Source organism: Klebsiella sp. CN_Kp091 (assembly GCF_040065095.1).
Classification (GTDB): Bacteria; Pseudomonadota; Gammaproteobacteria; order Enterobacterales; family Enterobacteriaceae; genus Klebsiella; species Klebsiella aerogenes.
The window spans coordinates 41,098-54,893 of the sequence record NZ_JBEAIO010000006.1 but is presented as its reverse complement, the minus strand read 5'-3'; the positions used below and the strand labels follow the sequence as shown (position 1 = coordinate 54,893).

Annotated in this window: 15 protein-coding genes; 4 read left to right on the top strand and 11 right to left on the bottom strand. The window is 54.0% G+C overall.

The features are described 5' to 3' along the window. Positions 1-239: 239 nt before the first annotated feature. Positions 240-812: a hypothetical protein gene (locus tag ABLV17_RS06555; RefSeq protein ID WP_348854151.1), complete on the bottom strand. Its 573-nt coding sequence runs from the start codon at positions 810-812 to the stop codon at positions 240-242. Positions 813-943: 131 nt separating this feature from the next. Here ABLV17_RS06555 and ABLV17_RS06550 point away from each other — a divergent pair, with 131 nt between their 5' ends. Next, entirely contained in the window at positions 944-1,834 is an 891-nt protein-coding gene (locus ABLV17_RS06550; RefSeq protein ID WP_348854150.1) for a LysR substrate-binding domain-containing protein, read from the top strand. Positions 1,835-1,881: 47 nt separating this feature from the next. Here ABLV17_RS06550 and ABLV17_RS06545 read toward each other — a convergent pair whose 3' ends face one another. The 4 genes from ABLV17_RS06545 to ABLV17_RS06530 form a co-directional block, all read right to left on the bottom strand. Then, positions 1,882-2,220, bottom strand: coding sequence for a DUF1869 domain-containing protein (locus ABLV17_RS06545; protein WP_113373526.1), 339 nt, complete (start codon positions 2,218-2,220; stop codon positions 1,882-1,884). A gap of 9 nt (positions 2,221-2,229) precedes the next feature. Next, positions 2,230-2,562 (bottom strand): DUF1971 domain-containing protein, encoded by a 333-nt coding sequence (locus ABLV17_RS06540; protein ID WP_087860660.1) that lies wholly within the window; start codon positions 2,560-2,562, stop codon positions 2,230-2,232. A 214-nt stretch (positions 2,563-2,776) separates the two neighbouring features. Further along, positions 2,777-4,693, bottom strand: a complete 1,917-nt coding sequence (locus ABLV17_RS06535; protein ID WP_113373525.1) for an EAL domain-containing protein — start codon at positions 4,691-4,693, stop codon at positions 2,777-2,779. A gap of 10 nt (positions 4,694-4,703) precedes the next feature. Then, positions 4,704-5,201: a molybdopterin-dependent oxidoreductase gene (locus tag ABLV17_RS06530; protein WP_087860488.1), complete on the bottom strand. Its 498-nt coding sequence runs from the start codon at positions 5,199-5,201 to the stop codon at positions 4,704-4,706. Between the two features lie 287 nt (positions 5,202-5,488). Between ABLV17_RS06530 and shiA the strand changes: the two genes are divergently transcribed. Both shiA and ABLV17_RS06520 read left to right on the top strand, forming a co-directional pair. Then, positions 5,489-6,808, top strand: coding sequence for a shikimate transporter (gene shiA, locus ABLV17_RS06525; RefSeq protein WP_087860487.1), 1,320 nt, complete (start codon positions 5,489-5,491; stop codon positions 6,806-6,808). A 13-nt stretch (positions 6,809-6,821) separates the two neighbouring features. After that, positions 6,822-7,562, top strand: coding sequence for a lipoate--protein ligase family protein (locus tag ABLV17_RS06520; protein WP_348854149.1), 741 nt, complete (start codon positions 6,822-6,824; stop codon positions 7,560-7,562). 5 nt (positions 7,563-7,567) lie between these two features. On the opposite strand, the gene ABLV17_RS06515 is transcribed toward ABLV17_RS06520, so the two are convergent. Beyond that, positions 7,568-8,305 carry an HPP family protein gene (locus ABLV17_RS06515; protein ID WP_316424188.1) on the bottom strand — a complete coding sequence of 246 codons (738 nt, stop codon included), beginning with the start codon at positions 8,303-8,305 and terminating at the stop codon, positions 7,568-7,570. Between the two features lie 199 nt (positions 8,306-8,504). Between ABLV17_RS06515 and ABLV17_RS06510 the strand changes: the two genes are divergently transcribed. After that, complete coding sequence (locus tag ABLV17_RS06510) at positions 8,505-9,614, top strand: adenosylhomocysteinase (RefSeq protein ID WP_087860485.1); 1,110 nt, start codon at positions 8,505-8,507, stop codon at positions 9,612-9,614. 37 nt (positions 9,615-9,651) lie between these two features. Here ABLV17_RS06510 and cobT read toward each other — a convergent pair whose 3' ends face one another. From cobT to ABLV17_RS06485, 5 genes are all read right to left on the bottom strand, one after another. Beyond that, positions 9,652-10,710, bottom strand: coding sequence for a nicotinate-nucleotide--dimethylbenzimidazole phosphoribosyltransferase (gene cobT / locus ABLV17_RS06505; protein WP_348854148.1), 1,059 nt, complete (start codon positions 10,708-10,710; stop codon positions 9,652-9,654). A gap of 27 nt (positions 10,711-10,737) precedes the next feature. After that, a complete protein-coding gene (gene cobS, locus ABLV17_RS06500; protein ID WP_213794501.1) occupies positions 10,738-11,478 on the bottom strand; it encodes an adenosylcobinamide-GDP ribazoletransferase in 741 nt (246 codons plus the stop codon). Beyond that, positions 11,475-12,017, bottom strand: coding sequence for a bifunctional adenosylcobinamide kinase/adenosylcobinamide-phosphate guanylyltransferase (gene cobU / locus ABLV17_RS06495; RefSeq protein WP_308958549.1), 543 nt, complete (start codon positions 12,015-12,017; stop codon positions 11,475-11,477). The genes cobS and cobU overlap by 4 nt, the downstream gene beginning before the upstream one ends. A 172-nt stretch (positions 12,018-12,189) precedes the next feature. Further along, complete coding sequence (locus ABLV17_RS06490) at positions 12,190-12,513, bottom strand: DUF496 family protein (RefSeq protein WP_015365834.1); 324 nt, start codon at positions 12,511-12,513, stop codon at positions 12,190-12,192. A gap of 168 nt (positions 12,514-12,681) precedes the next feature. Beyond that, a complete protein-coding gene (locus ABLV17_RS06485) occupies positions 12,682-13,740 on the bottom strand; it encodes an FUSC family protein (RefSeq protein WP_045391654.1) in 1,059 nt (352 codons plus the stop codon). Positions 13,741-13,796: the final 56 nt, after the last annotated feature.

Genomic DNA, 13,796 nt, shown 5'->3' with positions numbered 1-13,796 from the left:
AACTATAAAGTGTGATGAAAGTCAAAAATGTAAGCCACTTCACATGTTGCCGCGTTACATAAAACCCCGCTTTTTCTCTCAATTCTGCTGTCACTAAAATAACTAAGCGTTCACGATAATATTTAATGGATTCACTGACAAACAGAGGATAACGGGCGCCACGCCAGAACCAAAGTCGTCGTGGTGTTACGCTTGCGTAGATGATAGGTAGGATTTGCTATGGTAAATAACGGGCCGATTTACGACATTTCCTGCTGTCTAATTTTCACCAGCACCGCTCCCAGCAATGCCAGATCTACCAGGACCGCCAGTGCGTAGACAAAACCTCCCTTTCCCGAATCCGCATAGTGATTGGTTAGCAGAGTCGCCAGGATAATAATAACGATACCTGTTGTCATCGGGATGTTCGCCATCATGCCCGACGAGTATCTTGCTGTAGCATTGTTTTTCCAGACAATACCCGCACCTAATCCACCAAAGGCGATCCCCGGAATTTGAGATAGCCAACCGTGTCCGCTATTCCACAGCACCAGTAACATTAACCAGCCCATAGCGGACAGCACAAAGGCGTAGCACGATACCCTAACGCTATAATGCGCTGGCCACAGCTGCCAACGCGCGATTGCATAGCCAACAGCAAAAGCTCCCGTCAGCGTCAGCAGCGACGCCAGAGTACCGAGAGTGCCAATCATGGAGGAAACGCTCAATAGCAGCGCCCCCGCCGCGAATACGCCACTTAGCGCGATAGTTTGCGTGAGCGGGGCCTCGCAAGTGGTTGCCCCACCAGCTCGCTGATTACGGTAGATATTCATTATTCACTCCTGATAATCGCAAACACTGATGAATTTAATTCAGTGTCTATTTCACATATCAGTAGGCTATCCTCTGTATAATAAGTACGGCAAACGCATAAATTTCAGCAATAGATGAGAAAAACTCAGCCATGAGAAAAACCCGCCTCCCGCCGCTGGGCGCGCTACGCGCCTTTCATGCCGTTGCCCGCTGTCGCAGTTTTAAACGCGCCGCCGATGTGCTTGGGGTGAGCGCTACCGCAGTGAGCCACCAGATAAAACTACTGGAATCTGTGCTGGAGTGCCGCGTCTGTGAACGCAATGCCCTGGGAGTCAGCCTTACCGACAGCGGTGAAATTCTCTATGCAGGGACTCAACGCGCCTTTAGCGCGCTGGAAGAAGCGACTACGCAAATTGTTCGCTCACACCAGCCGCCGTCACTCACCGTCACCACCACCTCCAACTTTCTAACTCACTGGCTGGTACCACGGCTGGCAGCATTTAAAGCGGAATTCCCCGCTATTGACCTGCGGCTGCATACCAGCGTCGAGCGGGTGGATCTCAACCAGCGCAGCGTTGACGTCGCGATTCGCTATCGTGAAACGCCGGAGCGCGAACTGCACTGTACCTTGCTACATGAAGACCGCTTTATCGTCGTCGCTAGCCCAACGCTGGGTATTACACGGCTGGAGGATTTGCATCACGCAGCCCTGTTCCACGTTGAACATCGTCACGTTCCGGCTGATTCGCCGGGCTGGGAAAACTGGCAGCGTCGCTACGGGCCACCGCAGCTGAATATCGATGCTGGGTTAACCTTCAGCGATGAGACGCATGCGCTACAGGCGGCGGTAGCAGGACAAGGCGTAGTGATTGCCAGCGAGCTGCTGGCGCGCGATCTGTTGCAACGCGGGGTATTAGCGGCACCATTTGAGATGTCCTTACCGGGAGCAAACTATTATCTGGTGGCGACACAAGAGTTAGCCCAGCGCGACGATATCAGCGCGTTGCGGGACTGGCTACTGCAGCAGATAGCGATGAGTTGAAACCGGAGAAAGAGGCAGATATCGGACGATATCTGCCAGACGGTGTGTTACCAGCCGCAGACGTTAGTCTCTTCGTCAGATTCATAACCGCGCACAATATTGATGAGCTCTTTCACCGCGTCAGCGGCATGCAGTGGATCCTGAAGCGCCTCGATTGAGGCGAAATCTTTATCTACCGATACACCATTATTATTGTTAGTCACCATCAGGCTGAACCCTTTGCCCTGTGCGTTATCGGCAGAAAGATCCTGAAGCAATTCCGCTACTGCCTGAACCGCAATATCAGGGACATAAAGCGCCATCGGCTTCAGATAAATTTTCTCTTTTTTTTCATTATTGTTGTTATTGGTTATCGCTAATGAGTAACCTTTATTTTCACTGTTCATAGACTCAGCTTATCCCTCAATCAGAATTTTAGGGTCGACGTAAAAATCGACATTAAATACGGTATCGTCAGTTAATGCCTCAATGCAGTGCCATTTTTCCGCAGGGAAGACACCAAACTGCCCCGCTTCAATAGTCATCGTTTCAACAGGGTCTGGGCTCGTTTCATCGGCATAACCATAATAGCGTATTGCACCCTGCATCACCGATAAACGCGGATAGACGCCCTGTCGCGTACCGGCATCAAGATGGCGCTTCCAGATGGACGCGGGCGCGGTCTCCTTGGTCCACATGGGGGTGGAGCGGGTCTGAACATAATGGGTAGGTATAATGATTCGCTGCATGATTTGCCTCTCTTTCCGCGCCGTGAAATAGCGCCGCGAATGAAACGATATATTGCATATCATATACCCCTTTTAATTGCTAAGGGTATTATTTTTTTGATCCTATTTTATCTACCACTATTTATACCCATTACGGATTAGGTTTATTTAAAATATAAAAAAGCGCCTGTGATAGTTCACAGGCGACAGTTTAAAGACCGAAGATTATCTTTTTTCAGTTGTTATTTAAAAGCCCCGGCTTCCCGATTAAATATCCCTGAACGAGATCGCAACCCAATTGTTGCAGCGAAGTTAACTGTTCCTCGGTTTCAACACCTTCGGCGACAATGCGCATATGTAAACTTTTCCCCATACTGATGATCAGGCGCACGATATCGAGGTCATCTTTTTGCATAGGAATATTGACTACAAACGAGCGGTCAATTTTGATCTTATCAAAAGGGAAATAACTCAGCCGCGACAATGACGAATAGCCGGTACCAAAATCGTCAATTGAGATCTGAATCCCCTGCTCGCGCAACTGGCTGAGGATCTCCAGCGAGCGCGTATTCTCGTTAAATACATCAGATTCCGTAATCTCAAGATCAAGGCGCCGCGGGTCGAGACCGGTCTTCTTTAGCACCGCCGCCACCGTGTCTGTGAGTGAGGTATTGATAAGTTGAATCGGTGAGACGTTTACCGAAACCTTCAGCGGTTGCTCCCAGCGGGCCGCCTCCTCGCAGGCAGTCTTCAGCACCCACTCGCCAAGTGGGTTAATCAGGCCGGTTTTCTCCGCCACCGGGATAAATTCTGTAGGCGGCACCATACCGCGCAGTGGATGAAACCAGCGCACCAACGCTTCGTAACCGTAGATTTCACGCGATACCGTGTCGGCGATCGGCTGGTAGTAAACCTTGAACTGGTCGTTTTCCAGTGCATGTAGCAGATCGTCCTCAAAGGATTTGTTTTCCTGTAAACGTTGTAACATGCCGGGACGAAAAATCTCCACGTTGCCCGCGCCCGACTTTTTCGCTTCATACAACGCTAAATCGGCACATTTGTATAAGTAATCAGTACGACTTTCACCATCGGAGATAACGATGCCGATGCAAGCGCCAATGTTAATTAACGAATCGTAGATATAGTACGGTTGGCTGATTTTTTCGCGGATCACATCCGCCCGCTCCAGCGCCATTTCTTCGCTCAGATCCTGCGATACCAGGGCAAACTCATCGCCACCAAGGCGGTACAGCGTCTCTGATGTTTTACGAAAGAACGACAAACGGCTGGCGAGCTCCTGAAGCAACTTATCGCCGGCATCATGTCCTAAGGTATCATTAACATCTTTAAAATTATCGAGGTCAAACAACATAACCACTGCGCAACCATTATAAGGTTTCACGTGATTAACCACTTCCTGTAGCCTCTGCCAGAAAGAGAGGCGATTAGGCATACCTGTTAACGAATCGTGATAAGCGTCATACTGCAAACGGCGGTTCTGTACCTGAAGTTTCTCTTTCGACAGCTGTAAATCATTAGCTAACAGCTTCATTCGCACATGCGCGCGACGCAAGTTGTTATTTTGTCGAAGCATCAATAGGCCAAGAGTGATACACATCGTAATCAGCAAGATTGAAATCACCGAATAGATGTAATAGAGATGCTGAATCTTATCATGCGTAAGATTAACGACATCAAAGTCCTGCGCCAGGGTCATGGAGGCCAGTGAGGTCATTGGGCCATCCAACTTACTCATCGTGTATAGCAGAGTCATCATCTGCTCAGGCGTCATGGAATCCAGTTGCCTGTCGAGTTGATCGAGGATCTGAATCAGACTGGTGACCGTCGCCTGCCGCTGCTCGCTTTTTCTGATGAACTGACCAAGATCGCCCTGCTGCAGCAATTCAATCTGGCTCATCATTATTTCCAGGCGCAGGCGTACCTCATCACGGTCGGTCCCCTTCACGTTCAGCGCCAGGGCGCTTAAACGAGCCTCCAGACGCATGTATTCAGAGACCATCTGGGACACAGACCACGAGTCGGTATAACGTGTTAATTTTTGCAGCTCACTCTGCCGCTCATGCACCAGATAGGTAATGTATCCGGTGACGATAAAAAGCGACAAAATAATGGCAGTGAGTATTCGATTCAAGATCAGAGCCTTACTCAATTATAATCTTTGAAACCTGCCATGCCGAGCGGGAATAATAGATTTGGTTCTGCAACTCCGCGCTACTATCGTAGGGATAAACAATAAAAAGGGGCCCTTTGTCACGAATGCGCATATATTCACCATTCATCTTCAGCGCGAGGATCACCGGGAATTTATGAAAATCATCCACCGGCACCTCGGTCGTATAATCGTTAAGGGCCATCACCTTCGCCGTCTTACCTTGCGCACCCACTAAGTCCATAAGTTTGCTAAGTGAAATACCATCAAAGCGCACTTTTCCTGAATACCAGGGAGTGGTTGTGATCACTGTCTCATTGCCCAACTTTTCTAACGCGGCGACGTCAAATACGGCAGTATCGCCTTCGTTTGTATTGGTAATCTTTCCTGAAATGGTTAAAACGGGTTTGCCCGTTGGCGCAGGCAGTTTTTCTGCGAAAGCATTAGGTAAAACTAAAACATAAAATAAAACTGCAAAAATTAGACGCATATCACCCACCATATCCAGCGTTGGAGATAGTAATTGTAAACCATTTACGTGAATTCTTAAAAGCCGTCCCAATGGGGCAACAAAAATAAAATAGCAGTAATGGTCAACAGTTAACCCACGCCAGTGGTGAAAATTAAATGTTCGATTTAGACATTTTTTACTTTATTGTCTTTCCGGCAGGTAAAAAACTTTTCAGTTGCGCTTATGCGCGGTAATCTCCCTAACGGCGCGTAGATAAGAAAGCGTCTCATTCAAATAATAACAAGTTAGCAACAAACAGGACAGGCATGGACTCAACGCTTATTTCTCCCGACTCCGGCAACGGGGTCGCCTCTCTTCATCGCGCTCGTCGTGCGGCATGGGGCAGCTTTGCCGGCGCCGTCGTCGACTGGTACGATTTTCTGCTGTACGGCATTACCGCCGCACTGGTGTTCAACCGCGAATTTTTCCCACAAATTGGCCCGGCAATGGGCACGCTGGCAGCCTTCGCGACCTTCGGCGTCGGCTTCCTCTTCCGCCCGCTCGGCGGCGTGATCTTCGGCCATTTCGGCGACCGCTTAGGTCGGAAGCGCATGCTGATGATGACCGTGTGGATGATGGGGATCGCCACCGCCTGTATCGGGCTCCTGCCTTCCTTTAACCAGATTGGCTGGTGGGCGCCGGTTTTGCTGGTGATTTTGCGCGCAGTACAGGGCTTCGCCGTCGGCGGCGAATGGGGCGGCGCGGCGTTGCTGTCGGTTGAAAGCGCGCCGAAAAACAAAAAAGCGTTCTATAGCAGCGGCGTGCAGGTGGGTTACGGCGTCGGGCTGCTGCTCTCTACTGGGCTGGTATCGCTTATCAGCAGTTTCACCACCGATGAGCAGTTCCTTAGCTGGGGCTGGCGCCTGCCGTTCCTGTTTAGCGTAGTGCTGGTACTGGCGGCATTGTGGATCCGCAACGGCATGGCCGAGTCGGCAGAGTTTGAGCAGCAGGTGCAGAAAACGCCCGCCGCGGAGAAAAAACGCCTGCCGGTACTGGAAGCATTGGTACGCCATCCGGGTGCCTTCTTATTAATCATCGCTCTGCGCCTGTGTGAACTGTTAACGATGTATATCGTGACCGCATTCGCCCTCAACTACTCGACACAAAACCTCGGCCTGCCGCGTGAGCTGTTCCTCAATATTGGGTTGCTGGTGGGCGGCATTAGCTGTTTTACCATTCCCTGCTTTGCGTGGCTGGCAGATAGGTTTGGCCGCCGACGTATCTATATTACCGGGGCGCTGATCGGAACATTAAGCGGCTTCCCCTTCTTTATGGCGCTGGAGCAGCACTCGCTGTTCTGGATCCTATTTTTTGCCCTGATGCTGGCCAACATCGCCCATGATATGGTGGTTTGCGTGCAGCAACCGATGTTTACCGAAATGTTTGGCGCCAGCTATCGCTACAGCGGCGCAGGCGTCGGATACCAGGTGGCCAGCGTGGTCGGCGGCGGTTTTACGCCATTTATCGCCGCCGCGCTGGTCACCTTCTCTGGCGGCTCGTGGCACAGCGTGGCGATTTATCTGACGGTCGGCTGCCTGATCTCTGCCGTCACGGCGATGTTGATGAAAAACCGGCATCCGACATAACAAGGGAGGCTTCGTGATAACACAACAGAACACAGACTGCTGGCCTGCCGGGTTCAACGCCGACGAATTACCGATTGTCCGCTGCGATGATCCCACGCTTGCCGAACTGCCTCTGTTCGAGCGCGCACGCCGAGGTGAAGCCGTCGCTCAGCTCTGGCAGGCGCCGCAAGGGTTCGTGGTGCCCGGCAGTTACCGGAAATTCGCCAATCTGGCCGCCGTCAGTGAATCCTTTGCCGCCCGCGGCTGGCCGGTGTGGATGCGTCGCTCCGGCGGTGGGCTGGTGCCGCAGGGGCCGGGGATCCTCAACCTGAGTCTTGCCTGGCCGGTAACCCAGCCGTTAGGCGAAGCCGCCGAACCTATCTATCTGTTGTTGTGTGGAATATTGCAACGCACGCTGGCGACCCTTGGCGTCGAAAGCCATTTTCAGGCCGTCAGCGGTTCTTTCTGCGACGGGCGCTATAACCTCGCCTGCGGCGAGGGGGAAGACGCCCGCAAGATTGCCGGTACCGCTCAATACTGGCGGCCCATAGCCGAAAGCCAGGTGCACATCGTCCTGGCTCACGCCGTGATATTACTGGATGCCGATCTGCAGGCCGCACATCAGGTGGCCAATTATATTGAGGCGCTGCTCAGCAGCGGTAAGGTCTACCGCGCGGACAAAACGATTACGCTCGCCGAATTATTGCCTGGTGAACCCGACCTCATCGAGCGATTCAGGCTGGCGCTAGCTAAGGCATTGCAACGGGTGCCTTAATAGCATCACTGGCGCGCTTTTTGACCGGCGGCGAGACGCAGCCGGGCCTGCTGTTCAATATTCTCCAGTAGTTCCTGCACATCGTCCTCGCCGATATCAAGGAACTGCCCTTCCATCAGCGCGGCGTGAATATCTTCGCGAGTGACTGCAATCCCCATCGGCACTACATTCGGCTTCACCTCTTCCGCCGCCAGCGGATGCGGATAGCGGCGCCCGACCAGATTGTTGAAGACGATCGCCAGCAGCGCCAACATCATGGAGTTCAATAATACCGGCGTCAGCACAAACTGGTAGCCTTCACTGTGTACGCTGGCGCCGCCAAGAATGGCCGTGAGCGCCACCGCGCCGCCTGGTGGATGCAGACAACGCAAAAAGTACATCCCGGCAATCGCCAGCGCCGCCGCCAGGCCGCAGGCGATTGCCGTATCCGGCACCAGTAGTCCGACAGTGACGCCGATCAGCGCCGAAAGCACGTTGCCGCCAACGATAGACCAGGGCTGAGCAAGCGGGCTGCTGGGCACGCCGAATAGCAATACCGCCGAGGCCCCCATCGGCGCAATAAACCACAGATTCACCTCGCCCAGCAGCCAGTGGCTGAACATACTGGTCACCGCAAGTCCCGTTCCGGCGCCGATTGAGCCCAATAAAATATGCTTTTTAGCAACGGGTAAGGCATGAGGTTTTAAACGGCCGAGAAAAATACGCGCGCGGGAAAATAGCGGGCGCTGTAAAACGCGTAACATCGAACGAATCGCTCACATCATAGGAATAAATGATGTTTCATTGTCTTTATTTAACCATTCATTAACAACCATGTATTTATGATGCCTATTATTTGCAACTTTACCGGGCAGTGTGGGTTATGTGATTTATACACCCTGCGTTAGAATCATCTTCCCCACTGGGGTTAAACCCACTCTACGGATTAAAGGTCACAATACGGTGAATAATAAGACAAATTTAACGAAAGAAGTGGCATGGGCTAGCCAGAATATGCCGCGCACCCTGCGTCAGGTGGCGGCCCTTCCCGACCTCAGCGAAGTGCGCCTGGCCTGCTGTATGCATCTCGATATGAAAATGATCCCGCTGGTGCAGGGGCTCCTTGAGAAAGGGGCGAAAGTCTTTTTGACCACCTGTAATCCAACCACCGTACAGGATGAGGTTGTTTCCTGGCTGGTGGAGCGCGGCGCGGAAGCCTGCGCCTGGCGCAATATGAGCGATGCTGACTGGCAACAATCATGGGAAAAAGCCATCGCCTGGCAACCAACCCACCTGTGCGAGATGGGCGCGGATATTACCACCCTGCTCCACCAGCGCGGCGAGTTCGGCAATGTCGTCGCCGGCCTTGAAGCCACCGGCTCCGGCGTCAATCGCCTCGGTGATATTCGCCCCGGCTACCCTATCTTTAACTGGGATGATCTGCCGGTCAAAGAAGGGCTACATAACCGCCATATGGTCGGCCTGACGGCCTGGCACACTTTCTTCCAGACCACTCACCTTACCCTACATGAGAAAAAAGTACTGGTGATCGGCTACGGTCTGGTCGGGCAAGGCGTTGCCGCGGCGGCAAAAGCCTTCGGCGGCCAGGTTATGGTGGCGGAAATCGATCCGGCGCGCCGTTTACAGGCCGCTTATGACGGCTGGCATGTCGTAGATTTACAGGATGCAATCGCATCAGCCGATGTCGTCGCCACCGCCACCGGCGGCAAGAAAGTGGTCAACAGCCTGGCGCTGGATAGCGCTAAAGATGGCGTGTTTATTCTCAACGTCGGACACGTGGCGGAAGAGATTGATTGCGAACACCTGCGCCAGTTCCCGCATGAAGAGGTTATGCCCTATATCAATGCTTATCGGATGCCGGGGAAAACAATCTATCTGATGGCCGATGGCTCAATGCTCAACCTTACCGCCGGTTTTGGCGATAGCCTGAATGCGTTTGATGTCACCCTTGCGGTGATGGCCAGCGGCATTCGTCATATCGTTACCGACGGTATGCAGGCTAAAGCGGATGTTTATCTGCTGCCGCAAAGCGTGTGGCAGCAGGCGCTGTAAGCACTATTTCGGGGGCCGGTCGGCGCCCCGAAGCCGGTTAACGGTTTTCCGGCAGCACGATATTGCTCTCAGCCAGCGTCCCCATGTCGTTGAACATCGCTCCTGCCGCCTCCACCAGATGCATGGCTAACGCCGCGCCGCTGCCCTCGCCTAAGCGCATGCCCATCTCCAGATAAGGTTGCAACTGCAGGTGCTCCAGCGCAATACGTGCCCCCTTCTCCGCCGACAGATGCGACGGAATCAGGTACGGATGCAACTGTGGCGCGATCCGGCAGGCCGCCAGTGCCGACGCGTACGATAAAAAGCCATCGAGTATTACCGGCAATCCGCAGGAAGCGGCGCCCAGCATGACCCCGGCCATCCCGAGCAAGTCAAAACCGCCCACTTTTGCCAGCACGTCGAGGCCATCTTCGGGTGAAGGCTGGTTGACCGCTATCGCCCGGCGTACCACTTCCGCCTTGTGCGCCAGCTGCGATATTGGAAGGTTCGCGCCGATGCCCACAACATCGCCGGCATCATGATCGGTCAGCACGCTGACTACTGCCGCAGCGGGGGTCGTGTTAGCCATTCCTAATTCGCCCACGCCGAACAGACGCACGCCCTGCTCCGCAAGCTGACGGGTGTAGCGCATGCTCGCCAGCAGCAGCGTTTCAGCCTGCTCGCGACTCATCGCCGAGGTACAGGCAATATTACCGCTGCCGCGCGCCACTTTCATATTTACCAGCCCAGGGATCGGTTCGGCGTCAATACCGATGTCAACTACCTGAACATCAGCCCCGGCCTGAGCTGCCAGCACGCAAACGCCGGTATTCTTACGGGTCATATTGACCGCCTGAATCGCGGTCACCGCCTGTGGCGAGACGGTAACACCTTCATGCCAGACGCCGTGGTCGGCGCACATGACCACGATAGTTTTGCGTGGAAAACGTAATGCGCCCTGTAGCCCCGGCATACCGGCTAACTGAATCGCCAGCGATTCCAGACGCCCCAGGCTGCCGGGCGGTTTCAACAAGCCGTCAATATGCTGACGAGCCCGCGACATCGCGCTTTCGTCCGGCCGCGGGATGGCCGCTAACCATTCACTTATTGTATCCATATGCTTCCTGTCAGCGCGGTGTGTGCTCTATAGCAACGCCAGTAAAAAGATAACTTCGCCCAGTTCAATGGCCGCTCCCAGCGTATCGCCGGTTTGCCCGCCCAGCGTGCGCTTCAGCGCCTGACCAAGCGCCGACACCACCAGCAGCGTTATAACCGCAGCCAGCAGGCCCTGCACGCCCAGCAGCAGCGTTGCCAGCGCCAAGGATAGCGCCAGGGTAATGACGGTCTGCCGGAAAGTCACCTTGCCAATAAATACGTTACCAAGCCCCTGCTCCCGGGCATAACGCTGGCGGTACATTAGCAGCACCGACATCCCACGCGCCACAGCGCAGGCGGCAGCCAGCGCCGCCAGCATCGAGGCACCGCGCAGCGCCAGTTCGCTAATGACCAATACCTTTACCACCAGCACAAAGATAAGCGCCAGCCCGCCGTGCGTCCCCAGCCGACTATCGCGCATGATCTCCAGCATCCGCTCGCGGCGACGGGCTGAGAAGATCCCATCGCAGGTATCCGCCAGGCCATCAAGATGAAAACCGCCGGTCAGCAGCGCCAGCGCCAGTACGGCGAACAGCGCGGCCAACGGCAGGCCGCACCAGGCATGAAGCGCCAGCATCACCAGCCCGGCAATCGCGCCAAGTAGTAACCCCACCAGTGGGAAAGTCACGATCCCGCGCTCATATTGATCGATTTCCAGCCCCTGCGACCAGCGGGCCGGAACCGGTATGCGGCTCATAAAGGAAAGCGTGGCAAAGAACGATTTAATCATTTGATTTTGACTCCTATCCCTGAAACAACCAGCCACACCTCATCGGCAGCCGCGGCCAGCATCTGATTCACACGCCCGGCAATATCGCGAAAATGCCGCGCCAGCCGGTTGTCCGGCACGATTCCCAGCCCCACCTCATTGGTGACCAGCAGCACCGGCGACGGGCAGGCACGGCAGGCAGCAATCAGCTGAGTGATTTCTTGCGTGACTATCCTTTCCAACGCAGCGTAATCCCATTCATCAGGATCCGTTTCCCCACCTTCAGCGAACAGAATATTGGTGACCAGTGTAGTGACGCACTCAAGCAAAATAGCTTCATCGGGTGCGTTATCGGGGGTAATGAGTGGCGTCAGGTCACGGCTGCGCTCCGCTGTACGCCAGTGCGGCGGTCGGCTATTGCGGTGATGTTGAATGCGTGCGGCCATTTCATCGTCAATAACGGCTGAAGTGGCGATATAGAGCACCGACGTGCAGGATTGGAGTAAAGATTCGGCGTGACGGCTTTTGCCGCTACGCGCGCCGCCGGTAATCAGTATCATCGCGGCGGTACCTGAATCTGGGACAGCATGTGATAAACCCTTCCGGTATCAATAAGTTCACGGCGGCAGTATAACAAACTGTCGGCTTAAAGGGCGATGCTTATACGGAGGTTTAAGGCAGGAAGACGGAAAAGCCCGGCGGCCAGCAATGCCGCCGGAACTAATGAGTGGTTTATTCGCCGACTTTGGCTTCACCCATCACTTTGAGTTTTTTAGAGATGTCGCGACGCTCTTTCGACAGCTCGGCGTTTTTGATGATGTAATCGTCAACGCGGTCTTCATAATCGGTTTTCATGCTGGCGATGATACCCTGAATGGCTTCAACGCTCATACCCGGCTTGATGTAGTCGCTGAGGTTGTCCAGCAGCAGGACACGCTTCTGGTTATCACGGATCTTTTTCTCAACGTCCTGAATTTCACGCTGCAGCTTGTTCTTACGACGGAACAGACGAACAAACTCCAGAACGTCCTGGAAAGAAGGCTTAGTTGTTTCCATTTTTACACCCCTAATATTTGAGATTCGGATTCGCTAAAGCGACTGCCCTATAGGGCTAACATAACTGCTAGCAGTCGCTGATGACAATGTTTTTTCCTTTGCGTTTATCATAACCCTAAATGCTGCTGAATCGAAGCAACCTGTTCACTTCGCGCACGTATCTGTCTTTTATTTGCGCAGCGCGCGGCAAATAAGGTGCGACAGCAGCTCAAGCTGGCGCGCCAGCTCAATGGTCAGCCAAACATAGCCGTGAATCGGCGTTTCCGACAGATTATCGTCCTGATGCTCTTTGATAAGCTGTCGCAACTCGACCACAATCTCGTTGAGCTTCTCGGTGTTGGCGCGTACCGGCTGCGGGTTTCCCTCATACAGGGCATGGGCGATAGTCAGCAACGTTTGCTGGGTCATCCGTTGGGTTTCGCGCAAAGTCTGGGCGTTGAGCATCACAAAATGGCCCTGACGAGAGGCCCAATAAGCGTTGATTTGCAGTTCCAGCATGCATACCAGATTACGGCTGACGGTCTGAATGGCTTCGAAGATTGCTTTCTGAATATGCGTTTCTTTGCTGGCCGGGGTTATCAACCCACGCATTTTCACCACGTCATTGAGCGCTTTCTGAAGATGTTTTTCCAGCCGCGGGCGCTCAACCAGATTCGGCGAAAAACCGGCCTGATACAGCCGATTAAACGTTGTGACGTAATTCGCCATCTGGATGCGCCAGTGCAAAAACGCCCGCTGCGGCCAGATACCGGTAAACAGCATCGCCAACAGTGAGCCGAAGATGACATCGCCGCTTCGCCATAGCGCGGTGTTCATATCACCCGGCGGCGCGCCGACCACCACCGCCAGCGTAATGCCAATCAGCAGCGCCTGGTAGGGCCGCTTGCCGAGCGCCAACCAGCCGCAAAGGAACATCGCCACCGCGCACCACAGCACCATGATTGGCAGTGAGATAAGTTCGAGTTTGAGCGCCACCAGCCCCAGTACCGAACCGAGGATAGTGCCGCCAATACGTTCGAAGGCCCGCGGCACCACATTGCCCCAGAAAGAGATAGGCCCCATCACCACCACCAGGGTGATCAGAGGCCAGGTGCCCTCCGGCACGTTCAGCAGACGCACCAGCAGGAAGGTCAGGACAAAAGCCAGCGCGATGCGGATACCGTGCACAATTCGGTAATGACGATACAGACGGATCTCAAATGGCTTAAGTGATTTATCAGCGCGCACGGCCTGCTCCGGCAAACAGAAAAGGCCAATTGTAGCCGCTTTTTTCACGAGCGCAC